The following is a 25,022-nucleotide window of genomic DNA, read 5'->3' as shown; positions in this document are numbered from 1 at the left end:
ATATGTCTCCTGTATCTGTTGAATCCTGCCCCCAGTACGGACTGGGAGTTATTGTGTTCAGACCGGTGCCCTGTCGGGCGCCCGTGCTTCCCACTCCAGTTTATTCACTGCTTCACTCAGCGCAAGCGACTCCTGTTCCTTCGAGCCGAGCCAGCGCAGATTCACGCCCTGCTGCTCCGCCTCGCGCTTGCCCACCACGGCGATCACCGGCACCTTGGCATGCGAGTGCTCGCGAACCTTGTAGTTGATCTTCTCGTTGCGCAAGTCCGTTTCCACGCGCAAGCCGGCGGCACGCAGCTGCTCCGCCACCTGATGGGCATAGTCGTCCGCATCGTTGGTGATGGTGGCCACCACCACCTGGAGTGGCGCCAGCCACAGCGGAAAGCGTCCTGCGAAGTTTTCGATCAGGATGGCCAGGAAACGCTCGAACGAGCCCAGGATCGCCCGATGCAGCATGACGGGCCGCTGCCGGCTGCCGTCCTCCGCCACATAGGTTGCCTCCAGACGTTCCGGCAGGACGAAATCCACCTGCAGGGTTCCGCACTGCCAGTCCCGGCCGATGGCATCCTTGAGGACGAACTCCAGCTTGGGGCCATAGAACGCCCCCTCGCCCGGATTGAGCGTATAGTTCAGGCCCGTCGCCTCGGTGGCTTCCTTGAGCGCCTTCTCCGCCTTGTCCCAAACGGCGTCGCTGCCGGAGCGGGTGGCCGGACGGTCCGAGAACTTCACCGTGATCTCGGTGAACCCGAAATCCTGGTAGACCGTCTTCAGCAGATCGCAGAAGCGCTTGGTCTCGCTGACGATCTGGTCCTCGGTACAGAAGATGTGCGCATCGTCCTGGGTGAAGGAGCGCACGCGCATCAGGCCATGCAGAGCCCCCGAGGGCTCGTTGCGGTGACAGCTGCCGAACTCGGCCATGCGATAAGGCAGGTCGCGATAGCTGGTGATGCCCTGCTTGTAGATCTGCACGTGCCCCGGGCAGTTCATCGGCTTCACCGCGAGAATCCGCTCCTCGCTCTCGGCGATGAACATGTGTTCGCGGAACTTCTCCCAGTGCCCCGAGGCCTCCCAGAGATTGCGATCGATCAGCTGCGGTGTCTTGACCTCGTGATAGTCGGCCTCCTCGAGACGCCGGCGCATGTACTCTTCCACCGTGCGATACAGCGTCCAGCCGTGGGGGTGCCAGAAAACCGAGCCCACGGCCTCTTCCTGCAGGTGAAACAGGCTCATCTCGCGCCCCAGGCGACGATGGTCGCGCTTTGCCGCCTCTTCCAGCATGGTGAGATAGGCCTTGAGACGCTTTTCGTCCTCCCAGGCGGTGCCGTAGATGCGCTGCAGCTGTTCGTTGCTCGAATCGCCCCGCCAGTAGGCGCCGGAGACCTTCAGCAACTTGAAGCCGTGCCCCAGCTTGCTGGTGGTGGGCAGGTGCGGGCCCAGGCAGAGGTCCAGCCAGTCACCCTGGCGATAGACGGTGATCACCTCGTCTTCGGGCAGGCTGCGGATATGCTCGGCCTTGTAGATCTCGCCGATGGACTCGAAATAGCGGATGGCCTCGTCGCGGTCCCAGACCTCGCGCCGGATCGCCTCGTCACGCTTGACGATCTCGTGCATGCGCGCCTCGATCTTCTCCAGGTCCTCCTGGGTGAAGGGCTCGTCGCGCGCGAAGTCGTAGTAGAAGCCGTCCTCGGTGGCCGGCCCGAAGGTCACCTGCGTTCCGGGGTAGAGTTCCTGCACGGCTTCCGCCATCACGTGGGCTGCGTCATGGCGCAGCAGCTCCAGGGCATCCTCGTGGTTGCGGGTGACGATCTCCAGCCGGGCATCCTCCTCGATGGGGCGCGTCAGGTCGCGCAGCTCGCCGTTCACCTTGACGGCCAGGGCCGCCTTCGCAAGGCCGGAGCCGATGGATTCCGCCACGTCCAGGCCGCTGACAGGGCCGTCATATGCCTTTTCCGATCCGTCCGGCAGTGTGATCGCAACCATGCCGGTGTTTTCCTTCCCGCAAGAGAGTTCCAAAACTGATAGAGTGCCGGGACTTAGGGGGCTTTTCGAAGGCTGTCAAGAAAAGCCGTTCCTGTTAGCCTTTGGTGAAGCCGACCATGCCAGAGACCGCAGGAGCCGTCATGACCGAAGCCAGCAGATCCCCGGAATTTCTCACGTCCAACGACGGGACCCGCCTTGCCTGGCGTCGCCTGGAGGGCCACACGCCCGGCGTTGTCTTCCTGGGCGGCTACAAGTCCGACATGACAGGCACCAAGGCCACGGAACTGGAAGACCACTGCCGGCAGCGGGGACAGGCCTTCCTGCGTTTCGACTACTCGGGACATGGCGAGTCCGGCGGCGAGTTCGAGACCGGCACCATCGGTCACTGGACCGAGGATGCCCTACAGATGATCGACCAGCTGACGGAAGGCCCTCAGATCCTCGTCGGCTCCTCCATGGGCGGCTGGGTCATGCTGCTGGCGGCCCTGGCCCGGGCCGAGCGCGTGGCCGGCCTGGTGGGCATTGCCGCGGCCCCCGATTTCACCGAAGACCTGATGTGGGAGCAGCTGACCCCGGAACTGCGCCAAGAGGTGATGGACAAGGGTCGCATCGAGGTGCCCTCGGAGTACGCGGAATCGTCCTACATCATCACACGAGACCTGATCGAGGACGGACGTCAGCGCCTGCTGCTGCGCAAGCCCCTGGAAATCAGCTGCCCGGTCCGCCTCCTGCACGGCATGGCGGACCATGACGTCCCCTACCGCACCGCCATCCGGCTGGCCGAGACCCTGACGACCCAGGATGTCGAGATCAAGCTGGTGAAAGATGCCGATCACCGCTTCTCGACCGAACGGGATCTCGGCCACCTGAAAGCCACTCTGGACGCGCTCATCGCCCGCATCGGTTGAGCCCGAGCTCTCTCAGGACGCGGCCTCGACGTCATTCAGCAGAGCAGACAGGCCGCTGCGATAGTCGGGATAGGCCAGGCGGACCCCAAGCTCTTCCTTGATCCGGCGGTTCGCAACACGCTTGCTGTCATCGTAGAAACTTCGGGCCATGGGCGAGAGATCAGCCTCCTCGAACGGAACGAGGGGCGGCGGTTCGACGCCCAGCAGATCTGCGGCATAGCTCACGACCTCTGCGGGATCGGACGGCTCGTCGTCGCAGACGTTGTAGGCCCTCCCCCCCGCGGGACGGGCCATGGAGGCCTCCAGCACCGCGGCGATGTCCTCCACATGGATGCGGCTGAAAACCTGTCCCGGCTTGTGGATGCGCCGCGCCTTGCCGCGCTTCAGGCTTTCCAGCTGGTTGCGCCCCGGTCCATAGATACCGGCCAGACGGAAGAGGTGGACCGGCCGGCCGCTTCGCTGCCCCAATTCCAGCCAGGCGGCCTCGGCGTCCGCCCGGCGGCGCCCGCGTTCGCCGCTGGGCTGGATGGGCGAGTCCTCGTCCACCCAGCCACCGTCGGCATTTCCGTAAACGCCGGTGGTCGAGAGATAGCCGATCCAGCTTGTCTCCGGCAATCGGGCAATGGCCTCCCCATGCGCCGCCAGCACGGGATCGCCCACCGGCAATGGCGGGACGGAACTCAAGAGATACTGCGTGCCGGCCAGGGCTGTCTCAGCATCGGCAAGGGGACGCTCGGGATCGAAAAGCCAGGTCTCGAATCCCTGTGCCCGCAGATGCTCCGCCTTGTCCTGACTGCGGGTCGTGCCGGCCACCCGCCAGCCCTTGCCGAGCAGTCGCTGTCCCAGCGTCAGAGCGCTGAATCCCAGCCCGAAGCAGAACAGCTTCGGCTGCCCGGTCGCAGTCTCGTGTTTTTGTTCATCATTCATGCGGGCAAGATGCCTCAGCAGGGCTTGCCCGCCAAGCGGAGAAAGAGGAAACTGCCGGCCATGTCGCTGCTTCGATTGTCCCCGTTCCGGTGCCTGCTGCCCCACCTTGCCCTGGTGATTGCCCTGGCTTGCGGCCTGCCGGCGCTTGCCCAGGAGCAGGACCGGGAGAACCAGCCCGCCTCCGGAGCCGAGGAGGAGGATCCGGCGCAGGACCGCTATCGCCGCTGCATGGACCTGGCTCGCAACGAGCCGGAGAAGGGCTTGGCAGCGGCCAACCTCTGGCAGGATGAGCCCGAGTCGCCACCCGCCGCAGAGCACTGCGCGGCTGAAGCCCTGATCGGGCTCGAACGCTATGCCGAAGCCGCCGAACAGCTTCGTGCCCTGGCGGACGAGGTTCCCGACTCCAGACGCGCGCACCTGCTGGCCGACATCGGCTGGGCCTGGATGATGGCCGAACAGCCGGAAAAGGCCTATGAAGTGCAGAGCGAGGCGCTCGAGCAGCTGCCCGAGGATGTCGAACTCTATATCGACCGCAGCATTTCACTGGCCGACATGGGACGGTACTGGGAGTCCGTGGATGACCTGAACCGGGCTCACGACCTGGCGCCGGAGCGCGCCGATATCCTGTCCCTGCGCGCCAGCGCCTATCGTCGCGTCGATGCGCCCCAGCTGGCGCTGGACGACATTCTGCGCGCCCGTGAGCTGTCCCCGGAAGATGTCGGCCTGAAGATTCAGGAGGGGATCATGCGTGCGGAACTGGGCCAGGCAGTGCGCGCCGCCACCCTGTGGCAGCAGGTCATCAACGCGCAGCCCGGAACCCGAGCGGCGCGAATCGCTCGGCAGAACCTGGAGCAGCTCGAAGGACCGGAGACATCGGAGATGCCGGAAGCCGGATCCGGCGAATAAAAAAAACCGCCGGCGGAATGAACCGCCGGCGGGTGTCAAGTCTTGCCCGTAGCTGTAAAACCACAAGCTGAGATGGAAGACAGTCCTAGCTTTAAGTTGAATGCGGCCGCTTCGTCAATGAAAATTTTCACGCTGTCTGTATAATATATTCAGGGTATACAGATAAAGCGCGCGATATTCTTCCGAGCATTCCAAGAAAAGCCAGTGCAATATACTGAATACAGCTATTTACACCTTGAGAATACCTGCGGCGCCGTGAAATTTCTCGTGCCCTGGAGGGTGGCTGACTTTTCAGAAGTCCAGATCCGCGTAGTGCTTCGGCGGTGGATTGCTGGCCAGGTAGTCCGCCAGGATCGGCCGCATGGACGGTCGGGACTTGATGCGGGCATACCACTCGCGCGCCGACGGATGCTGATCCCAGGGCACATGGTCCAGGTAATCGAGACAGGAGAGATGGGCCGCCGCCGTCAGGTCGGCCAGGCCCAGGTGCTCGCCGGCCAGCCAGTTCCGCCGTTCGGCCAGCCAACCGACATAGTCGAGATGGTGATGAATATTGTGATTTGCGGCGCGAATCGCGGCGGAATCGGGATTGCCCCTGCCCAGCAGGCGCTTCATCACCTTTTCCTCGATCAGCAGGTCCGAGACCTCGCGTGCGAACTTGCGGTCGAACCAGTTCACCAGCCGCCGGGTTTCCGCACGGTCGAGGGCTGTCGCCCCCAACAGGGGCGTCTCGTTGCAGGTCTCCTCGAGATACTCGGCAATCACCTGCGCATCCGGCAGGATGGTTCCGTCGGCTTCCACCAGGACCGGCACCTCCCCGGCTGGATTGAGCCGCAGGAAGGCATCGCGCCGCTCCCAGACCTGTTCGCTTTTCAACTCGACCCCGAGGCCCTTTTCCGCCAGCAGAAGACGGATCTTTCGGCACCCGGGATCCAGGGGAAGGTGATAGAGGATTCGCATGGGCGGGGACTATAGCGCTGCCGCCCCCCGAGTGAACAGTCTTCACTCGCAGGCTGCCTGAGAAATGCTACAGAAAGGCGAATGCCGCCCTATCATGCACGCCTGCGCCACAAGCGTTGCGAGCCGGGGCGTTCCGCCCTATCTTGCGCGCCAATTGGCCGGCGCCTCATGGAGGCGTCTCGCGCCCCGCGCAGTGATTCGAGAGCTTAATGACAACCGACCTCAGGAATATCCGCAACTTCGCCATCGTGGCCCATATCGATCACGGCAAGTCGACCCTCGCCGACCGGCTGATCCAGATCTGTGGCGGGCTGACCGAGCGCGAGATGAAGGAACAGGTGCTCGACTCCATGGAGTTGGAGCGCGAGCGCGGCATCACCATCAAGGCCCAGACCGTGCGCCTGACCTACCAGGCCCAGGATGGCGAGACCTATATCCTGAACATGATCGACACACCGGGCCATGTGGACTTCAGCTACGAGGTCAGCCGCTCGCTCAAGGCCTGCGAGGGCTCGCTGCTGCTGGTCGACGCCAGCCAGGGGGTCGAGGCCCAGACCCTGGCCAATGTCTACCTGGCCCTCGATCACGACCACGAGATCGTCCCCGTGCTCAACAAGGTGGACCTGCCGGCCGCCGAACCCGATCGCATCAAGGAGCAGATCGAGGAGGTGATCGGTCTCGACGCTACCGATGCCCTGGAGATCTCGGCCAAGACCGGCAGGGGCGTCAGCGATGTCCTGGAAGCCATCGTCCAGCGCCTGCCCCCGCCCAAGGGCGACATCAAGGCGCCGCTCAAGGCCCTGCTGGTGGATTCCTGGTATGACCCCTACCTGGGCGTGGTCACGCTCGTTCGGGTCATGGAAGGTACGCTGAAGAGCGGCATGAAGGTCCGCATGCTGGGCACCCGCGCACTCCACGACGTGACCCAGGTCGGCGTCTTCCGGCCCGGCAAGACCAAGGCCGACGCTCTGGGCCCCGGTGAGATCGGCTACGTCATCTCCGGCATCAAGGACATCGCGGACGCCAAGGTGGGTGACACCATCACCGAGGAGAAGCGGCCCTGCGAGGCGCCCCTGGAAGGCTTCCAGCCCTCCGTTCCCGTGGTCTTCTGCGGCCTGTTTCCCAGCGACACCTCGCAGTACGAAGAGCTGCGCGACTCCCTGGGCAAGCTGGCGCTCAACGATTCCTCCTTCCTCTTCGAGCCCGAGGTCTCGCCGGCACTGGGCTTCGGCTTCCGCTGCGGCTTCCTGGGCCTGCTGCACCTGGAGATCGTGCAGGAGCGCCTCGAGCGCGAGTTCGGCCTGGACCTGATCACCACGGCGCCCTCCGTCGTCTATCATGTCTACACGAAGAACGGCGGCATGAAGGAGCTGCACAATCCCACCGACATGCCGGAGCCCACGCAGATCGACCATATCGAGGAGCCCTGGATCAAGGCGACCATCCTGGTGCCGGACGACTTCCTGGGGCCCATCCTCAAGCTCTGCGAGGAACGGCGCGGGGAGCAGATCGACCTCACCTATGTCGGCGACCGGGCCATGGTGATCTATCGCCTGCCCCTGAACGAGGTGGTCTTCGACTTCTACGACCGCCTGAAGTCGGTGACCCGCGGCTATGCCTCCTTCGACTACCAGCTGGAAGGCTACCGCGAGGGCGACCTGGTCAAGCTGACCATCATGGTCAACGGCGAACCGGTGGATGCCCTGGCGCTGGTGGTCCACCGCAGCCAGGCCGAGGTGCGCGGCCGTGCGCTCTGCGCCAAGCTGAAGGAGCTGATCCCGCGCCAGCTCTTCAAGGTCGCCGTCCAAGCCAGCATCGGCGGCAAGGTGATCGCGCGCGAGACGGTCAGCGCCATGCGCAAGGACGTCACCGCCAAGTGCTACGGCGGCGACGCCACCCGCAAGCGCAAGCTGCTGGAGAAGCAGAAGGAGGGCAAGAAGCGCATGCGCCAGTTCGGCAACGTGGAAATTCCCCAGTCCGCCTTCCTGGCCGCCCTGCGCATGGACGAGGACTGAGGGTTACGTCACTCCGGCCGGGCTCACGCCCCGGACATTGAAAAAGGCGGCCACGGAGGGCCGCCTTTTTCGTGCACGCGACTGGACCCCGAGAGATCACCGGTTCATGCGGTTCTCCACCAGGTCGTCCACCACCGCCGGGTCGGCCAGCGTCGAGGTGTCACCCAGGTTGCTGTAGTCGTTCTCGGCGATCTTGCGCAGGATGCGGCGCATGATCTTGCCCGAGCGCGTCTTGGGCAGGCTGGGCGCCCACTGGATCAGGTCCGGCGAGGCGATTGGGCCAATCTCCTGGCGCACCCACTGCACCAGCTCCTTGCGCAGCTCCTCGCTGGGCTCCTCGCCCGCCACCAGCGTGACATAGGCATAGATGCCCTGGCCTTTCAGATCGTGCGGATAGCCCACCACGGCCGCCTCGGCGACCTTCTTGTGCGCGACCAGGGCCGATTCGACCTCGGCCGTGCCCATGCGGTGACCGGAGACGTTGATCACGTCGTCCACACGGCCCGTGATCCAGTAATAGCCGTCTTCGTCGCGGCGGCAGCCGTCGCCCGAGAAGTACTTGCCGGGATAGGTGGAGAAATAGGTCTGGATAAAGCGTTCATGATCGCCGTAGACCGTGCGCATCTGTCCCGGCCAGGAATCGGCGATGCAGAGGTTGCCCTGGCAGGCCCCCTCCTGGACATTGCCGTTGGTATCCACGATTTCCGGCTTCACGCCGAAGAAGGGTTTCGTTGCCGAGCCCGGTTTCAGGTCAATGGCCCCGGGCAGCGGCGAGATCATGATGCCGCCGGTCTCCGTCTGCCACCAGGTGTCCACGACGGGGCAGCGCTCCTCGCCCACAGTCTTGTAGTACCACATCCAGGCTTCCGGATTGATCGGCTCGCCAACGGTGCCCAGCAGGCGCAGCGACTTGCGGTCGGTCTTCTTCACCGGCTCCTCGCCCTCGCGCATCAGGGCGCGGATCGCGGTGGGCGCGGTGTAGTAGATGTTGACCTTGTGCTTGTCGCAGACCTGCCAGTGCCGCGAGGCATCCGGATAGTTGGGCACGCCCTCGAAGATCAGCGTGGTGGCGCCATTGGCCAGCGGGCCGTAGAGGATATAGCTGTGTCCGGTCACCCAGCCCACGTCGGCCGTGCACCAGTAGACCTCGCCATCCTTGTAGTCGAAGACGTACTCGTGGGTCATCGAGGTGAAGACGAGGTAGCCGCCGGTGGTGTGCAGCACGCCCTTGGGCTTGCCGGTCGAGCCCGACGTATAGAGGATGAACAGCGGATCCTCGGCGCCCATCTCCTCGGCCGGACAGTCGTCGCCAACCTTCTCGAACTCCTCGTGGAACCAGAGGTCGCGATCCTCGTGCCAGTCTATATCGCCGCCGGTGCGACGCACCACCAGCACGTGGCGGACACCGGGGCACTTGGTCAGTGCCTTGTCGGTATTGGCCTTGAGCGGGATCTTGCGGCCGCCGCGCACGCCCTCGTCGGCGGTGATGACGAAGGTGGACTCGCAGTCCTCGATGCGACCGGCCAGCGCGTCGGGCGAAAACCCGCCAAAGACCACGGAATGGATGGCGCCGATGCGCGCACAGGCCAGCATGGCGTAGGCAGCCTCGGGGATCATCGGCATGTAGATCGTCACCCGGTCGCCGCGCGTGACGCCGCGGGCCTTCAGGATATTGGCCATGCGGCAGACCTGGCGATGCAGCTCGCCATAGGTGATGGTCTTGTCCTCGCCCGGATCGTCGCCTTCCCAGATGATTGCGGGCTGGTCCTTCTTGGCCGGCAGATGCCGGTCGATGCAGTTCACGGCCGCATTGGTCGTCCCGTCCGCGAACCAGCGGATATGCACATCGTCCGGGCCGAAGCTCACATCCTTGATCTGGCTGTAGGGTTTCATCCAGTCGATGCGCTTGCCGTGCTCGGCCCAGAAGCCTTCCGGGTCCTCGATCGAGCGGCGATACATTTCTTCATAAGACTGCGCATCCACATGCGCGCTGCTGGCGATCTTGTCCTTGACGGGGATGACCTGCGTTTCCGACATCTTCTGCGACGCTCCCTCTTGCCTGTTGTGCGAAAACCCGCCGGGCGAGGGCCCGGCAGGCTGTTGGATTTTCATCCTTGATATCTGGGAGGGATTAAAGCGGGAAAAAAGGCCCGACTCAACCATGGTCCTGTTCTACCATCCCGATAATGCAGGCTTTTTTCGAACGAGAGGACCTTTGCCAACGCCTCCCGGAGGCGCCTGCGGCATGCAAAGCGAGTGTTGCGGGACGGCGCCGACAGCGCTAAGTTCCCGGCCTCGAACGGGGCGCTGGAGCGCGCCTTGCGATTGGGGCGTAGCCAAGTGGTAAGGCAACGGTTTTTGGTACCGTGACTCGCAGGTTCGAATCCTGCCGCCCCAACCACCTTCATCACACCTTCAGCGGATGGACCGAACGCCGCTATCGCTGCTGCGAGACTGGCGTCACGGGCAGGTGTAACCTGCGTTCCGGCGCGAGATGATGCGACTCGCCCCGTTCGCAGGCCATGCGCGCTCGACCTGCAGAGCAGGCCCCGTCAGTCCTGCTCGTCCTCCTCGGCAATGATGACCCTGTTGCGGCCTGCCTGCTTGGCCCGATAGAGCGCGGCATCGGCGCGCGCCACGGCATCCGCCGGCGTCTCATCCTCCACCTTCAGCTCGGCGACACCGACACTGACCGTACAGTTGACCCGTCTGTCGCCGGCGACCTCCACCTCAAGGTCCTCGATCAGTTCGCGCAACTTCTCTGCAACGCCATAACCACCGCGCGCCGTGCTTCCGGGCAGCAGGATTGCGAATTCCTCGCCACCCAGGCGCCCCAGGACGTCGTGCTGGCGCAGGTTGCGGCCGCACGTCTCCACGACTTGCGTCAGGACCCTGTCGCCTGCCTCATGGCCATGCGCATCGTTGATCGCCTTGAAATAATCGATATCCAGCAGCAGCAGGGCACAGCGATCTCCCCCCCGTCGCAGGCGTTGATGCAGGGCCTCGGCCCAGGTGAAGAACCCTCGGCGATTCTGGCTACCGGTCAGCGGATCGGTCCCGGCTTCCCTGTGCAGTTCCAGAGTTCGCGCCATGAGGCGGGCAACGGCGGGACGGAAGATCAGGATACCCAGCAGGGCAATGATCAACAGTATGGTCGCAAAGAGGCCCCAGAGAACCCATTGCAGGCGGTCCATCGCGATCTGGCTTTGCTGGACGTGGCGCTCGACCACACGCTCCAGGCCTTGCAGCAGCAGGGTCCCCTCGCGGTCCCGGAGATGCTCCAGGTAGGGACTGTCCAGTCCCCTCCGATCGAACGCGTCGAGCAGGCCCCGGACTGCTCCCAGAAACCTCCGGACCCGGGCGTCGAGCCTGTAGGGAGGATCGAAATAGATCGTGTCGGCCGCGTCCGCATAGCCGGGGGCGGGCGGAGACTTCAGAAGCGTCTCATGCGTCCGCCTCATCTCGCGCGCGGCCACGGAAAGGCGGCCGTGTAGGCTGTGCGCCTCTTGCCGGTTGTCCGCCAGGGCGTAGCGAAAAGCCAATTGGGTGATGCGCTGGGAGAGCATTTGCTGGCGCCCGGCCAACTCTATGATCTCGGCGGTGTTGTGCTCGGCCCGCACCAGGCGATCGATCAGGAAACCAGCGCCCGCGATCAGCAGCACGATGATCAGAAGCCCCGCGATATAGCGGTTGGCCAGGCGCCTTTCGTCCCTCAGCGGGTCCACGGTCCTGTAAACTCCAGTCCTCTCAAAACCATATTCAGGCAGTTACCTGTCCTGCCGGAGCGGGAGGGATAGGAAAGGATCATGAAAATCGGGTTAACCGACGGAGTTGTACACGAAGCCCTCAGCCTGCCCGGCGCTGAGCCAGCGCCTCCTCCACCGCATCGCAGATCTGCTTGAGCGTAAAGGGCTTGATCAGCACTTTGCAAATCAGTTCTTCCAGATCATAGGCGCGCTGCTGTTCGGCGGAATAGCCGGTCATCAGGAGGACGGGCAGGTCCGGATAATCCCGGGTCACCCTGAGCGCCAGCCCGATGCCGTCCAGGCCCGGCATGACGATATCCGTGACCAGCAGGTCGAACCCGTTGGTCTGCAGTGCCTCCAGCGCCTGCACGCCGTCGCCCACGGCGGTGACGTCAAAGCCCTTCTGCTGCAGGGCCCTGGAAACGAAACTCCGCACCGCCAGGTCGTCTTCGGCTATCAGGATCTGCGCCATGTTCCGTCTCGGCAAACTCAAGGCTGATCCGCCATCATTTAGGATGGCGCTCGCCAAATCAAAGACTCTTTGGAACTATTGCGGGCCCATTTGTTCACTTTAAGGCAATCACGCTGCACAAGCGCTCCAGCAGTCGCGGCACGTTACTCCTGCGCCAGGAAAATCAGCGCCAGCGAGCCTTCGTCAGGCGGGTTGGACGTGGAGGTGGAGAAGTCCGTCGAGTCGCCCGGCGCCAGCCGTTCGTTCTCAGGCCGGAATGTCCAGCTGTGCAGCTCGCTGCCGTCCGTATCGCGGATGACCGCACGCATCTCGGGCACGGCCACTTCGCGCGCACCTTCATTGGTCACCAGGCCCTGCACCTGCAACTGCTCCTCGCCATCCACCGTGCGGCGCAGGGAGACCACGTCATGGAGGGCCAGCTGCGGGTCCTCCGCGGCCAGGGGAATTCCGAGCGAGTCATAGATCTGGCGCGATTCCGGAACGGTGGCCACCACTTCGCTGCGCGCGAACCAGCCAGCAGCGGCCAGCCCGGCGATCACCAGGACCAGGAGGCCCCAACCGATGGCCAGGCCCTTGGACGCCGGCTTTTGTTCGGGCTGACTCCGGGGTCGTGGTGCCCAGGCCGAGGCATCTGAAACGGGAGCGCTTTCCGTCCCGGAGTCGGGGGCGGCCGCAAAACGGCTGTGTTCGGCCGGAGCGGCGGCATCGGCGGAGTCCGCCGTCGGATCGTCCGGGAACGCCGCGGCGAGTTCCGGCATGGCGTGCCAGACATGGCGACAGTCGCCGCAACGCACCCGGCGTCCTTCGGTGCCGAGGGAGCCGTCCGGGATTCGGAAACGGCTCTGACAGGACGGACAGGTCAGAATCATCGGATTTTACGGTCCCCCATAAGGTTTGTTCCATATAACCGCCAGCCGTCTTCCAACGCAAGCAGCGCCGCATGACCGCGCCGGCGTCGCGCTTTACCCGGTGGCAGGCGCATGCCATCTTGACGCCCAGTCCGGCCACACCGGACAGGCTGTCACAAGGGACGTCTCGATCATTGGTTCGCTTTGAAGATGTTTACCTGCGCTATGGCCGAGGCCCGGACATCCTGCAGAGGGTGACGTTCCGGCTGGAGCCGGGATCCTTTCACTTCCTGGTGGGGCCCAGCGGAGCAGGCAAATCCTCTCTTCTCAAGCTGCTCTACCTGGGCCAGCGGCCGACGCAGGGCCGCATTTCGCTCTTCGGGCGCGACGTCGCCAAGCTCGACCGGGACGAGCGCGCCCTCCTGCGCCGGCGTATCGGGGTCATTTTTCAGGATTTCCGTCTGATCGGGCACCTCAGTGTCTTCGAGAACGTGGCACTGCCGCTGCGTATCTCGGGGGAACCGGAAAGCCGCCTGCGCGCCAAGGTCGAGGAACTGCTGGCCTGGGTCGGGCTGGCCGACTGCATCACCGCCCTGCCAGCCACCCTCTCCGGCGGGCAGCAACAGCGCATTGCCATTGCCCGGGCCGTGATCAGCCGCCCCAGCCTGATCGTCGCCGACGAGCCCACGGGCAATGTGGACGACCGCATTGCCATGCGCCTGCTGCACCTCTTCGTGGAACTGCACCGCAGTGGCACGACGGTAGTCATCGCCACGCACAACGAGGGGCTGGTGCAACGCATCGACAAACCGGCGCTGCGCCTGTCGGGGGGCAGTCTGCTGCCGCCGGCCGAGGCGGATCTTCCTGGCGGCAGCGAGCAGTCGGAAGAAACCGCGGGGCAGGTGCCCTCATGATCCGTCTGCGCCGCAGGCCACGCGACCTGCCGCTCGCCCGCGACGCTTCGGCCCGCTTCCTGCCCTGGCTGATCGCCTTCATGGTCTACCTGGCGGCCATCGCGCTGGTCAGTGCGCTGGCCGCCCAAAAGATCGCGGCGCGCTGGGACCAGGATCTCTCGGGGCGCATCACCATCCAGGTGCCGCATGCGGCACTCTCGGAGTCCGCAAATCCCGCCGAGGCGGCCGACATGGACGCCCTGGTGGACTACCTGGTGCAGGTGCCCGCCGTGCACAGCGTGGATGTTCTCGGTCCCCAGCGCAGCGCCGAACTGGTGGAGCCCTGGCTGGGCGACCTGGCGAGCGAGGCGGATCTGCCCATCCCGCAGCTCATCACGCTGGAGCTGCGTGCGGACCAGAGCCTGCCGGCGGAATTCGAGTCGCAGGTCACGGCGCTGGCGCCCGGCGCCCAGGTGGATGATCACCAGCGCTGGATTGGCGGGCTGCTGGACTTCGCGCAATCGATCCAGACCGTGGCCCTGCTGGTCGTCCTCCTGGTCGGGGCAGCCGCTGTCATCACCGTCATCTTCGTCACTCGCACCGGCCTGTCCATCCACCGCCAGATGATCGAGCTGCTGCACCTGATCGGCGCCCGCGACCGCTATGTGGCCGCGCAGTTCCAGGCTCACGCCTTCCGCCTGGGCCTGGGCGGCGGCCTGATTGGCCTGCTGGCCGCGGTGGCCACCCTGATCGGGCTGGACCGGCTGGTGGATCGCCAGCCGACCGCCCTCTTGCCCGATCTTTCCCTTGGTTATATGGATTGGGCGCTGCTGCTGATTCTGCCCATTTTCACCGCAGTGGTCGCTCTGGTCACTGCTCGCATCACAGTATTGAGGACACTGGCGCGGCTGACATGACTGTGAAATCCGCCTCGCGCCGCAAGCGACGCGGCCGGCTGATCCTCCTGCTGCCAGCCCTGTTGCTGGCCGGCTTCCTCTTCGGCCTGGCCCGTTTTGCGGCCGGCATTCCCACACAACCCGAAGCTCCCGAACGCCCGGTGGATGCCATCGTGGTCTGGACGGGGGGCAGCGGCCGGTTGGACCAGGGCCTGAGACTGCTTGAGGACGGCCAGGCTCAACGCCTTTTCGTGTCCGGCGTCTATCGTGGCGTCGAGGTCGACGAACTGCTCGAGGTCGCCGCGCGCCGGCCGGAGGACCTGCGCTGTTGCATCGAGCTTGGCTATGCCGCCGGCAACACGCGTGAGAATGCCCAGGAAACCGGCGACTGGGTGCGCAGGAACGATCTGCGCTCCCTGCGCCTGGTCACGGCAGCCTATCACATGCCCCGCAGCCTGATGGAATTGCGGCGCGCCGTCCCTGGTGTGGAGATCCTGGCCGAACCGGTCTTCCCAGAGGCCTTCCGGGAAGAGGACTGGCGCTGGCGTGTCCGCAGTCTCGCCCTGCTGGTCAACGAGTACGCCAAGTACCTGATCGCCTCCCTGCGTCAACCCCTGCCGCTGTCCGAGGAGGGATCGGACGAGACCACGGGCAATCGTCAGGAGGGCGCGACGAAGGGGATTGTCAGCGAATGACCTTCCTGCGCTCCCTGCTGTTCAACGGGCTGTTCTATGCCTGGACCACCCTGCTGGCCCTGGCCTACATGCCGCTGCTGCTGCTGCCGCCCGTCTACATGTGGCGCGCCGGGCGGTTCTGGGTCCGCAGTATCTTCTTCCTGCTGCGTGTCATCGTCGGCCTGGACTGGCGGATGGAGGGGCGCGAGCATCTGCCCGAGGGCGCCGCTCTCATTGCCAGCAAGCACCAGTCCGCCTGGGATACCCTTATCTTCGTCCTGCTGCTCGACCGACCGGTCTACATCCTGAAGAAGGAGTTGCTGCAGATTCCGCTCTTCGGCGCCTACCTCAAGCACATGGGCATGATCGCCATCGATCGGCGCGGGGCGGCGCGCACCTTGCGCAGCCTCCAGGGCCAGGCCCGGGAGCGCCTGAGGGAGGGGCGGCCTGTCATCATCTTTCCCGAGGGCACCCGCACCCTGCCCGGCCAGAGCCGTCCCTACCAGCCGGGCGTGGCAGCCCTTTACAAGGCTCTGGAACACGAGGCGCCCCTGGTTCCGGCGGCGCTCAACTCGGGGCTGTTCTGGGGGCGCCGGTCATTCCTCAAGCGCCCGGGGTGCATCACCCTGCGCCTACTGCCCCGCATTCCCGCCGGCTTGTCCCGCAACGAGGTCATGGCGCGTCTCGGCGAGAGCATCGAGCCGGCCAGCCTGGAACTGGCCGAAAGTCCGGAGCGGAACGGACCGGCAGCTTGAAGCGGTCCGCGCCCGCCGCCAAATCTCTGGCAGGATCGGGCCCCTCTCGCCTATCCTGTCGGCAGAGTGCATCACTTCACGGGCCGAGGTGCCTTGATGACGGACTTCTCGCAGATGGATAGCCCGAAAACGGAGCTCTCCCCCTTTTCCCGGCGAATCTGGGAGATGAAGTATCGTCTGAAAAATCCAGACGGCGTGCCGGGTGAAGAGGCCATCGGCGACAGCTGGCACCGCGTGGCGCGGACTCTTGCCGCCGCCGAGACCGACAGGGCCGGCTGGGAACAGCGCTTCTACGACATCCTCGAGGGCTTCCGATTCCTGCCCGGCGGGCGCATCCTGGCCGGCAGCGGCAGCAACCGGGACGTCACCCTGTTCAACTGCTTCGTCATGGGCAGCATCCCCGACGACCTGGGCGGCATCTTCGCACACCTGCGCGAGGCCGCGCTGACCCTGCAGCAGGGCGGCGGCATCGGCTACGACTTCTCCACCCTGCGCCCGGCCGGCGCCCACATCCAGAGCATCGATGCCGAGGCCTCCGGGCCCGTCAGCTTCATGGAGGTCTGGGACCGCATGTGCGCCACCATCATGTCGGCGGGCGCCCGACGCGGGGCCATGATGGCCACCCTGCGCTGCGACCATCCCGACATCGAGCGCTTTATCACGGCCAAGCAGGAAAAGGGCCGTCTGACGAACTTCAATCTCTCGGTGCTGGTCAGCGACGCCTTCATGGAGGCGGTGCGCCACGACCGCGACTGGCCGCTGCACTTCGAGGGCCGGACCTGGCGCAGCCTGCCGGCGCGTACGCTCTGGGAGAGGATCCTGGAGAGCACCTATCGCTACTCCGAACCGGGCGTACTCTTCATCGACCGCATCAACCGCTTGAACAATCTCGCCTACTGCGAGGAAATCAACGCCACCAACCCCTGTGGGGAGCAGCCGCTGCCGCCCTACGGCGCCTGTCTGCTGGGCTCGGTCAACCTGATGTCCCTGATCCGCGCGCCCTTCACGCAGGACGCTGACCTGGACCTGGACCAGCTGGAACAGGTGACACGTACGGCCGTACGCCTGCTCGACAACGCCATCGACACATCGCGCTTCCCGCTGGAGCAGCAGCAGCGCGAAGCTTACGCCAAGCGCCGCATCGGCCTGGGCGTCACGGGGCTGGCCGATGCGTTGATGTGCTGCAACCTGCGCTACGGCAGCCCCGAGGCGCTCGAGGCTATCCGCCGCTGGATGTCCGTACTGCGCCGCGCCGCCTACGAGGCCTCCTGCGAGCTGGCGGCCGAGAAGGGCGCCTTTCCGCTGTTCGACGCCGAACGCTTCCTGGCTGGCGAGGGCCTGGCCTGGCTGGACGATGAACTCCGAACGAAGATCGCGCGCCACGGCCTGCGCAACGCCCTGCTGACCTCCATCGCGCCCACCGGCACCATCTCGCTTCTGGCCGACAACGTCTCCTCGGGCATCGAGCCGGTCTTCGCCTTCGGCTATACCCGCAATGTCCTGACCCGCGGCGGGTCACGCCAGCAAGAGGAGGTAACGGATCCCGCCTTCAAGCTCTACCGGGATCGCTTCGAGACGGAGCCGCCGGAGGAGATCTTCGTCGACGCCCGCAGCCTCTCGCCCCGGGCCCATCTGGAGACCCAGGCCGTCGTCCAGGACTACATCGACGCGGCGGTGTCCAAGACCGTGAACGTGCCGGAGGATATGTCCTTCGAGGACTTCAAGGACCTCTACGACCTGGCCTGGGACCTGGGCTGCAAGGGCTGCACCACCTACCGCCCCAGCCCCGTCCGCGGCGCCGTGCTGGAGGTGACGTGATGCACCCTCCGCGCCCATTTGTGCCAGATGCTTCGAGGCACCCCTGCGGGGCGCACCTCAGCATGAGTGATTTAGGTGACTGAAAATAAAAAACTTTTCTCGTCCTGAGGTATGAGCGTAAGCGAGCCTCGAAGGACCCCGGCACGAACGGTGCCGCCGGCTCAAGCGCCCCTCACTCCTCCCGATGCCGGCCCTCCAGGTAGAAGTCCAGCAGCTTGTGGGCTTCCGGCGCGTTCCAGGGGACGATGCCCTCGATTCGGCCGACCACCTGACCCTGGCGGTCCACGATGAAGGTGGTGGGCAGGCCGCGCACCTGGAAGTCACGCGCAAGCTCGCCCTTGGGATCCAGGTAGACACCCAGATCCTCGAGGCCGTAGTCCTCGTAGAAGGGCAGGACCTCCTCCGCACCGCCGCGGTCGTTGGAGACCGTCAGCACCTGCAGGTCGTCACCGCCATGCTCCGTCTGCAGCGCATTCAGCTCGGGCATCTCCTCGATACAGGGCTTGCACCAGGTGGCCCAGAAATTGACCACCAGCAGCTGGCCTTCGAAGTCGGCGATGTGGCGCTCGATCTCCTCGCCGTCTTGCAGCTCCGTGAAGGCCGCCTCGGGCGTCTCGCCGAAGGGAATGATCTCCACGTAACTGTCGCCGAAGACACCTTCGCGCGGCGGCGCCGGCTGGGCGGCAACCTGTCCTGCGCCCATCAGCAGCGCAAACAGCACTGCGCCCACCGCTGCGCCCGCGCGAAAAAGGTTTTTGTTCATGTCTCTCATCCGCTACACAATTCGCCCATGAGCACGCACTCCTCAGGGGACCGCAAGGGGTCCGACAGCACCTCCGGCGCCGCGCCCGATACGACCGCGCCCAGCAATACCATGTGGGGCGGACGCTTCACCACTGCACCCTCCGAGGTGATGGAGCGCATCAACGCGTCCATCGACGTGGACCGCCGCTTCTACGCCCAGGACATCCGGGCCAGTCAAGCACATGCCGCCATGCTGGCGGAATGCGGCATTCTTACCCAGGACGACAACACCGCCATCCAGGACGGTCTGGAACGCATCCGCCAGGAGATCGAGGCCGGTGAATTCACCTTCTCCGCCGCGCTCGAGGACATCCACATGAACGTGGAGTCGCGCCTGCGCGAGTTGATCGGCGAAGCCGCCGGGCGCCTGCACACCGCGCGCTCGCGCAATGACCAGGTGGCCACCGACTTCCGTCTCTGGGTGCGCGACACAATCGACGCCCTGGACGCCCTGCTGGCCGACCTGCAGGCGGCCCTGCTGGACCAGGCGGACGCCGAAACGGAAACCGTCATGCCGGGCTACACCCATCTCCAGGCGGCCCAGCCGGTCACCTTCGCCCATCACCTGCTGGCCTATGTGGAGATGCTGGGCCGCGACCGCGGGCGCTTCGCCGACTGCCGCAAGCGCCTGAACGAATCGCCTTTGGGCGCAGCCGCGCTGGCCGGCACCGGCTTTCCCATCGACCGCGAGATGACGGCCCGGGCCCTGGGCTTCGAGCGGCCCATGGCCAACTCGCTGGACGCCGTCTCCGATCGCGACTTCGCCGTGGAGTTCCTTGCGGCCGCCAGCCTGCTGGGCGTGCATCTCTCGCGCTTTTCCGAGGAGATCGTGATCTGGTGCTCCGAGGGCTTCCGCTTCATCCAGCTGAGCGATGCCTTCACCACCGGCAGCTCCATCATGCCGCAGAAGAAGAACCCCGACGCGGCCGAGCTGGTGCGCGCCAAGGCCGGGCGCCTGGTCGGCGCACTCAACGCCCTGCTGATCGTCATGAAGGGCCTGCCGCTGGCCTATGGCAAGGACATGCAGGAGGACAAGGAGCCGGTCTTCGAGGCGGCCGACACCCTGGCGCTCGCGCTGTCGGCCACCACCGGCATGGTCCGCGACATGAAGGCCGATCGCGAGCGCATGCGCGCGGCCACGACCAAGGGCTATCTCACCGCCACCGACCTGGCCGACTGGCTGGTGCGCGTGTTGAACCTGCCCTTCCGCGACGCCCATCACGTCACCGGCGCCCTGGTGGCCCGGGCCGAGGCCGACGGCCGCGACCTGGCCGAGCTTTCGCTGGCCGAGATGCAGGCCGTGGAGCCGCGCATCACTGAGGACATCTACGAGGTGCTGACCGTGGAACGCTCGGTGGCCAGCCGCCGCTCCCAGGGCGGCACCGCACCGGAGCGGGTCCGCGAGGCCATCGCCGCCGCCCGGGAAAGGTTCCTGTCATGACGAAGCTCTCTCGATCCGCCCTGCTCCTCGCCCTGCTGGCAGCGCTGTCGCTGACAGCCTGCGGCAAGAAGGGCAGCATCAACCCGCCCGAGGACCGCGAGGAGGCCTTCACCTACCCCAAGACCTACCCCAAGCCCTCCACGGTGGTCCCGCCCCGCAAACCCGAAGACGACTGACCCTGTCCGGAAGCCTTTGATCATGAGCGCCTTTGCCTACCGCAACGGCATCCTGCATGCCGAAGACCTGCCGCTGGACCGCCTGATCGAAGAGGTGGGCACCCCGGCCTTCGTCTATTCCCGTGCCGACCTGCAGGCCGCCTACCGGCGTTTTGCCGGCGCGCTGCAGGACGCCGGCCTGGACGCCCGCATCTGCTATGCGGTGAAGGCCAATCCCCACCTGGCGGTGATCCGCAGCTTCGCGGAACTGGGCGCCGGCGCCGACGTGGTGTCCGAGGGTGAACTGCGCCGGGCGCTGGCCGCCGGCGTGCCGGCGGACAGGATCGTCTTCGCCGGTGTCGGCAAGAGCGACGGCGAGATGGCCCTGGGCCTGGAGACCGGCATCCTGCAGTTCAACGTGGAATCGCGCGAGGAGCTGCTGCGCCTGGACGCCGTGGCGCGCGGCCTCGGCAAGACCGCCCCGGTGGCCCTGCGCGTCAATCCCGACGTGGACGCCAAGACCCACGCCAAGATCACCACCGGCAAGTCCGAAAACAAGTTCGGCATCGACATCCGCGACATACCCGAGCTGCTGCAGCTTGCCGGCGGGCTTCCGGGCCTTGCGATCAAGGGACTGGCCGTACACATCGGCTCACAAATCACCCAGCTGGAGCCCTTCGAGGCCGCCTTCCGGCGGGTCGCCGAGCTGTTTACCGAGATGCGCAGCGCCGGCCACCCCCTGGAGCACCTGGACATGGGCGGTGGCCTGGGCATCGCCTACCAGGGCGAGAGCCTGCCGTCGGTCGAGGACTATGCCGCCGTGGTCCGCCGCACCGTAGGCCAGCTGGGCGTACCGCTCGTCTTCGAGCCGGGCCGCCACCTGGTGGGCGAGGCCGGCCTGCTGCTCGCCCGAGTGCTGTTCGTCAAGCAGGGGCGCAGCCGGCGTTTCCTGATCCTGGACGCCGCCATGAACGACCTGCTGCGCCCGGCCCTCTACGACGCCTGGCACGAGATCCAACCGCTGCGCGAAGCGGCCCCCGACGCAACGCGGCAGCCGTTCGACGTGGTGGGCCCGGTCTGCGAGAGCGGCGACATCTTCGCTGCCGGCCGCCCGCTGCCCGAAATGGCGGCCGGCGACGCCCTCGCCTTTCGCTCGGCCGGTGCCTACGGCGCCACCATGGCCTCGACCTACAACTCGCGCCTGCCGGCCCCCGAAATCATGGTCTCAGGCAGCCACTACAGCATCATCCGCGCCCGCCCGAGCCACGAGCAGCTGATGGCGCAGGAGACGCTGCCCGACTGGTTGTAGCGTGGCCTCGCACTGCCCGCGAGATGCCATCTTTTCCGGGCAGTCTCGCAGACAGCCCTTCAGGCAGGCTTTCAGGTCCTGTATCCTGAGGAAGACCCATTATGGCAGGAAAGAGCCCGGCATGACGTCGGCCGTACGTCCCAACAGCAAAGCCCCCATACGTCGAGGCCCGGCCTATCAGCATGAGGAGAGGGTTATGCGGCCCGCTCACTCCTATCCTCACCCTGAGGTGCGGAGCGCGCGAGCGCGGAGCCTCGAAGGGCCTTGGCAGCAGCGTTGCTGCGGGCCAAGACCCACCCCTGCCGCCTGCCCTGACATAATTGGAGACCCGCTCCCTCCCTTCCTCATCCAGAGGCTGCGCAAAGCGCACTCGAAGGCTGCCGGCACAGACGGGGGCATGAGCCAGCTCCAACGCCGGTGCCAGGCTGCTTCGAGGCGCCCCTGCGGGGCGCACCTCAGCATGAGGAGGGGATTATGCGCCTCGCTCCCCCCTTTCCTCAGCATGAGAAGAAGCTTATGCGGCCAGCTCTCTCCTATCCTCACCCTGAGGCGCCCGCACACCAGTGTGGGCCTCGAAGGGCCCCGGCAGCAGCGTTGCCGCTGGCCTGAGCCCCTCCCTGCCGCCTGTCCAGCGGAGGCCGCGTGATGCCCGGGCGCTGGCTGCAGCCGCTCGCCCGCGCCGCCCTCCTGTGGGAGGCGCTCTGGCCGCGCCTCTGGCCGCTGGCGGGTCTCGCCGGCCTGTTCCTGCTGCTGGCACTCAGCGGCCTGCTGCCCCTGCTGCCGGGCTGGCTGCACGGACTGGTGCTTGCCGTCTTCGCTCTGGCCGCCCTGGCTCTGGGCGCGCGCACGCTGCGCGGCCTGGCCTGGCCGGACAGGCCCAGCGCCCAGCGCCGACTGGAGCGCGACAGTGGGCTGGCCCATCGCCCGGTCAGCGGGCTGGACGACCGGCCGGCCGGTGACGACGACGACACCGCCGCAGGCCTCTGGCGCCTGCACCAGCAGCGCCTGCGCGCCCGATTGGGTCCTCTGCGTCTCGCCCTGCCGCGCGCCGGCTGGGCCCGGGTCGACCGTTTCGGCCTGCGCGCCGCCCTGGCGCTGCTGCTGGTGATCGCCTTCTTTGCCATCGGCGGTGACTGGCGGCACCGCCTGCAGGCTGCGCTGAATCCGGCCGCGGTTCCCCAGGAGGCGCTCGAGACCGCTGAGCTCGAGGCCTGGATCACGCCGCCCAACTACGTGGACAGCGCGCCGATCTACCTGACGGACGACAAGGGCCAGGTCAGCGTCCCGGAGGGCAGCCGGCTGACCGCCCGGGTCAACGGCGGTCAGGATGCCCCGAAACTGGACCTGGCAGGTACCAAGAGCGCGTTCGAGGCCGTCGGTGACAGCGCGTTCGAGATCGAGAGCCCGGTGCGCAACGCCGGTGAGCTGCGCATCGCACAGGGCGGGCGCCAGCTGGGCCAGTGGACCCTGGAGGTCGAGAGCGACCAGCCGCCCACCGTCCGCTTCGAGGAGGCGCCCTCCGCTTCCCGGCACAAGGCGCTGCAGTTCACTTGGCAGGCCAGGGACGACCACGGCCTGTCGGAGTTGCGACTGGTGGTCCGGCCCGTGAGCTCCTCCGTCGAAGGGCGAATGCTGGAGCTGCCGCTCAGCCTGCCGCAAGGCCGCCCGCAGGAGGCCGAGGGACAGGGCCTGGAGGACCTCACGGCACATCCCTGGGCCGGCCTCAAGGCCCGTGTCTGGCTGGAGGCCGAGGATGCCCGCGGCCAGACGGCGCGCAGTCGGGAGGTTGCGTTGACCCTGCCGCAGCGCGAGTTCTCCCACCCCGTCGCCCGCGCCCTGATCGAGCAGCGCAGGCGCCTGATCCTCACGCCGAAACTGCATTTCTGGGTCGCCCGCCAACTCGGCGAGATCGGGGCGGACACCCGCGCCTACGACAACGATACGCTGGTGGCGCTTGCCATCCGCTCCGCCGAGCAGCGCCTGCAGCGCGACCGCAGCCGCAAGGCCCTGGAGGAAGTGCAGCAGCTGCTGTGGAAGACCGCGCTGTACCTGGAAGAGGGCGAGTCGGCGTTGGCGAAGCAGGACCTGCGCGAGTTGCAGAAGCAGCTGCAGGAAGCCCTGGACTCCGGCGCCTCCGAGGAGGAGATCGAGCGTCTCATGGACGAAATGGATGCGGCCATGGATCGCTATCTCCGCAGCATGGTGGAAGAGGCCATGCGCCAGGCCCGGGACGGCAACCTGCAGCAGAACCAGGACTTCCAGAGTGGCCAGCAGTCCATTCGTCCCGACCAGTTGCAGGAGATGCTGGACAAGGCCCGCGAGCTGATGCAGAGCGGCGCGCGTGACGAGGCGCAGGCCATGCTGGAGCAGCTGCAGTCGATCCTGGAGAATCTGGAGATGCGTGCCGGTCCCTCCTCGGAGATGCAGCAGCAGATGCAGCAGTCGCGCGAGATGATGAACCGGCTGCAGGACATCATGCGCGGACAGAGCGATCTGCTGGACCGCAGTTTCCGCCAGTCGCGCGAGGGCAATCGCTCCAGTCCGTCACAGGATGGACAGCCCGGAAACCGGCAGGACGGCGCGCCGCGGGACGGCGAGAGCCTGTCCCGGGCTGCGGAGGAGCAGGACGCCCTGCGCCGGCAGCTGGGCGAGCTGATGCGCGACTACGGCAACATGACCGGCGAGCTGCCGCAGCCACTGGGCCACGCCGAGACCCGCATGCGCGATGCCCGCGACGCCCTGCAGCAGGGCCAGCCCGGGCCGGCCGGCGAGGCCCAGGCCGAGGCCCTGGATCAGCTGCAGCAGGGACTCGACAGCATGCTGGAGACCTTCGCCCAGCAGATGGGCCAGGGCGCGCCCCGGGGCGCCCAGGGACCGCCCGGCAGCGAGAGCGGCGAAGGCCGCGACCCGTTGGGCCGCCGCTACGGCGGCGAGGGACGCCAGGGCGACTCCGTCGAGCTACCCGAGGAAGGCGAGCTCCAGCGCGCCCGCGAGATCCTCAACGAACTGCGCCAGCGCAGCGGCCAGCGCGACCGCCCCGAGCTGGAGCGCAACTACCTGGACCGCCTGCTGGACCAGTTCTAACCGGATTTTCCTATCGGCACCGCCTGTGCCGGGATGCGTTGCGGCATTCCCCTTAGAGGTGCACATCTCAACGCTTAAGATACTGAGAATAAAAAAAGAAGCTTCCTCATCTTGAGGTGCGAACGCCAGTGAGCCTCGAAAGATGCCGGCACCGGCAGTGCCGTTGGCCGTTTCCCCGGTCCATCCGTTTCTGCCAAGCTGCTTCGAGGGCCAACCCTGCGGGCTGGCCACCTCAGCATGAGGAATTTTTTTGTTTTTCTTCAACGACTTACTAAACAGGCGTCACCCTGAGGTGCCCTGCCGCAAGGCAGGGCCTCGAAGGGTCTGCTACAAGCCCAGGCGGCGCCGCTGACATTCGCCCCGGACCCCACCGCCGGTGGCCGGCATGGTTCGAGGGCACACTGCGTGCGCCGCCTCACCATGACGCCGGT

General features: G+C 66.1%; 20 protein-coding genes and 1 tRNA gene. 13 read left to right on the top strand and 8 right to left on the bottom strand.

The window, feature by feature from the left end:
• Positions 1-57: 57 nt before the first annotated feature.
• Positions 58-1,980: a threonine--tRNA ligase gene (thrS, locus tag ACFOW6_RS09870; RefSeq protein ID WP_382422192.1), complete on the bottom strand. Its 1,923-nt coding sequence runs from the start codon at positions 1,978-1,980 to the stop codon at positions 58-60.
• A gap of 140 nt (positions 1,981-2,120) precedes the next feature.
• On the opposite strand from thrS, the gene ACFOW6_RS09865 reads away from it, so the two are divergent.
• Positions 2,121-2,888, top strand: a complete 768-nt coding sequence (locus ACFOW6_RS09865) for an alpha/beta hydrolase (protein ID WP_382422191.1) — start codon at positions 2,121-2,123, stop codon at positions 2,886-2,888.
• A gap of 12 nt (positions 2,889-2,900) precedes the next feature.
• On the opposite strand, the gene ACFOW6_RS09860 is transcribed toward ACFOW6_RS09865, so the two are convergent.
• Positions 2,901-3,815 (bottom strand): SDR family oxidoreductase, encoded by a 915-nt coding sequence (locus ACFOW6_RS09860; protein ID WP_382422190.1) that lies wholly within the window; start codon positions 3,813-3,815, stop codon positions 2,901-2,903.
• 60 nt (positions 3,816-3,875) lie between these two features.
• Between ACFOW6_RS09860 and ACFOW6_RS09855 the strand changes: the two genes are divergently transcribed.
• Positions 3,876-4,721 (top strand): tetratricopeptide repeat protein, encoded by an 846-nt coding sequence (locus ACFOW6_RS09855; protein WP_382422189.1) that lies wholly within the window; start codon positions 3,876-3,878, stop codon positions 4,719-4,721.
• Between the two features lie 291 nt (positions 4,722-5,012).
• On the opposite strand, the gene ACFOW6_RS09850 is transcribed toward ACFOW6_RS09855, so the two are convergent.
• On the bottom strand, positions 5,013-5,681 hold the full coding sequence (locus ACFOW6_RS09850) for a glutathione S-transferase family protein (protein WP_382422188.1): 669 nt from the start codon (positions 5,679-5,681) through the stop codon (positions 5,013-5,015).
• Positions 5,682-5,890: 209 nt separating this feature from the next.
• Here ACFOW6_RS09850 and lepA point away from each other — a divergent pair, with 209 nt between their 5' ends.
• On the top strand, positions 5,891-7,696 hold the full coding sequence (gene lepA, locus ACFOW6_RS09845; protein WP_382422187.1) for a translation elongation factor 4: 1,806 nt from the start codon (positions 5,891-5,893) through the stop codon (positions 7,694-7,696).
• A 96-nt stretch (positions 7,697-7,792) separates the two neighbouring features.
• Here the strand turns inward: lepA and acs are convergent, their stop codons facing one another.
• Positions 7,793-9,733, bottom strand: coding sequence for an acetate--CoA ligase (gene acs / locus ACFOW6_RS09840; RefSeq protein WP_382422186.1), 1,941 nt, complete (start codon positions 9,731-9,733; stop codon positions 7,793-7,795).
• A 289-nt stretch (positions 9,734-10,022) separates the two neighbouring features.
• Between acs and ACFOW6_RS09835 the strand changes: the two genes are divergently transcribed.
• Positions 10,023-10,097, top strand: a tRNA-Gln gene (locus ACFOW6_RS09835).
• A gap of 151 nt (positions 10,098-10,248) precedes the next feature.
• Here ACFOW6_RS09835 and ACFOW6_RS09830 read toward each other — a convergent pair.
• From ACFOW6_RS09830 to ACFOW6_RS09820, 3 genes are all read right to left on the bottom strand, one after another.
• The gene (locus tag ACFOW6_RS09830) at positions 10,249-11,421 is read right to left on the bottom strand and encodes a diguanylate cyclase (RefSeq protein ID WP_382422185.1); all 1,173 of its coding nucleotides are present in this window, start codon (positions 11,419-11,421) and stop codon (positions 10,249-10,251) included.
• Positions 11,422-11,542: 121 nt separating this feature from the next.
• On the bottom strand, positions 11,543-11,914 hold the full coding sequence (locus tag ACFOW6_RS09825; RefSeq protein ID WP_382422184.1) for a response regulator: 372 nt from the start codon (positions 11,912-11,914) through the stop codon (positions 11,543-11,545).
• A 143-nt stretch (positions 11,915-12,057) separates the two neighbouring features.
• Positions 12,058-12,783, bottom strand: coding sequence for a DUF3426 domain-containing protein (locus ACFOW6_RS09820; RefSeq protein WP_382422183.1), 726 nt, complete (start codon positions 12,781-12,783; stop codon positions 12,058-12,060).
• Between the two features lie 173 nt (positions 12,784-12,956).
• Between ACFOW6_RS09820 and ftsE the strand changes: the two genes are divergently transcribed.
• The 5 genes from ftsE to ACFOW6_RS09795 all read left to right on the top strand — a co-directional run bounded on the left by ftsE (position 12,957) and on the right by ACFOW6_RS09795 (position 17,798).
• Complete coding sequence (gene ftsE, locus ACFOW6_RS09815) at positions 12,957-13,676, top strand: cell division ATP-binding protein FtsE (RefSeq protein ID WP_382422182.1); 720 nt, start codon at positions 12,957-12,959, stop codon at positions 13,674-13,676.
• Complete coding sequence (locus tag ACFOW6_RS09810; protein WP_382422181.1) at positions 13,673-14,572, top strand: cell division protein FtsX; 900 nt, start codon at positions 13,673-13,675, stop codon at positions 14,570-14,572. The genes ftsE and ACFOW6_RS09810 overlap by 4 nt, the downstream gene beginning before the upstream one ends.
• Positions 14,569-15,246, top strand: coding sequence for a YdcF family protein (locus tag ACFOW6_RS09805; RefSeq protein WP_382422180.1), 678 nt, complete (start codon positions 14,569-14,571; stop codon positions 15,244-15,246). Before ACFOW6_RS09810 ends, ACFOW6_RS09805 begins: the two co-directional genes overlap by 4 nt.
• Positions 15,243-15,980: a lysophospholipid acyltransferase family protein gene (locus ACFOW6_RS09800; RefSeq protein WP_382422179.1), complete on the top strand. Its 738-nt coding sequence runs from the start codon at positions 15,243-15,245 to the stop codon at positions 15,978-15,980. The genes ACFOW6_RS09805 and ACFOW6_RS09800 overlap by 4 nt, the downstream gene beginning before the upstream one ends.
• A gap of 96 nt (positions 15,981-16,076) precedes the next feature.
• Positions 16,077-17,798, top strand: coding sequence for an adenosylcobalamin-dependent ribonucleoside-diphosphate reductase (locus tag ACFOW6_RS09795; protein WP_449267360.1), 1,722 nt, complete (start codon positions 16,077-16,079; stop codon positions 17,796-17,798).
• A 172-nt stretch (positions 17,799-17,970) separates the two neighbouring features.
• Here the strand turns inward: ACFOW6_RS09795 and ACFOW6_RS09790 are convergent, their stop codons facing one another.
• Positions 17,971-18,561: a TlpA disulfide reductase family protein gene (locus tag ACFOW6_RS09790; protein WP_382422178.1), complete on the bottom strand. Its 591-nt coding sequence runs from the start codon at positions 18,559-18,561 to the stop codon at positions 17,971-17,973.
• Between the two features lie 27 nt (positions 18,562-18,588).
• Here ACFOW6_RS09790 and argH point away from each other — a divergent pair, with 27 nt between their 5' ends.
• From argH to ACFOW6_RS09770, 4 genes are all read left to right on the top strand, one after another.
• Positions 18,589-20,043, top strand: coding sequence for an argininosuccinate lyase (gene argH, locus ACFOW6_RS09785; protein WP_382422177.1), 1,455 nt, complete (start codon positions 18,589-18,591; stop codon positions 20,041-20,043).
• Positions 20,040-20,219: an LPS translocon maturation chaperone LptM gene (lptM, locus tag ACFOW6_RS09780; RefSeq protein ID WP_382422176.1), complete on the top strand. Its 180-nt coding sequence runs from the start codon at positions 20,040-20,042 to the stop codon at positions 20,217-20,219. Before argH ends, lptM begins: the two co-directional genes overlap by 4 nt.
• 22 nt (positions 20,220-20,241) lie before the next feature.
• Complete coding sequence (lysA, locus tag ACFOW6_RS09775) at positions 20,242-21,507, top strand: diaminopimelate decarboxylase (RefSeq protein WP_382422175.1); 1,266 nt, start codon at positions 20,242-20,244, stop codon at positions 21,505-21,507.
• A gap of 645 nt (positions 21,508-22,152) precedes the next feature.
• The gene (locus tag ACFOW6_RS09770; protein ID WP_382422174.1) at positions 22,153-24,591 is read left to right on the top strand and encodes a TIGR02302 family protein; all 2,439 of its coding nucleotides are present in this window, start codon (positions 22,153-22,155) and stop codon (positions 24,589-24,591) included.
• The last annotated feature ends 431 nt before the right edge of the window (positions 24,592-25,022 follow it).

The sequence above is a fragment of the Fodinicurvata halophila genome (assembly GCF_042651425.1).
GTDB classification, from domain to species: Bacteria; Pseudomonadota; Alphaproteobacteria; order Kiloniellales; family DSM-21159; genus Fodinicurvata; species Fodinicurvata halophila.
This window is presented reverse-complemented; position numbering and strand designations above follow the sequence as displayed.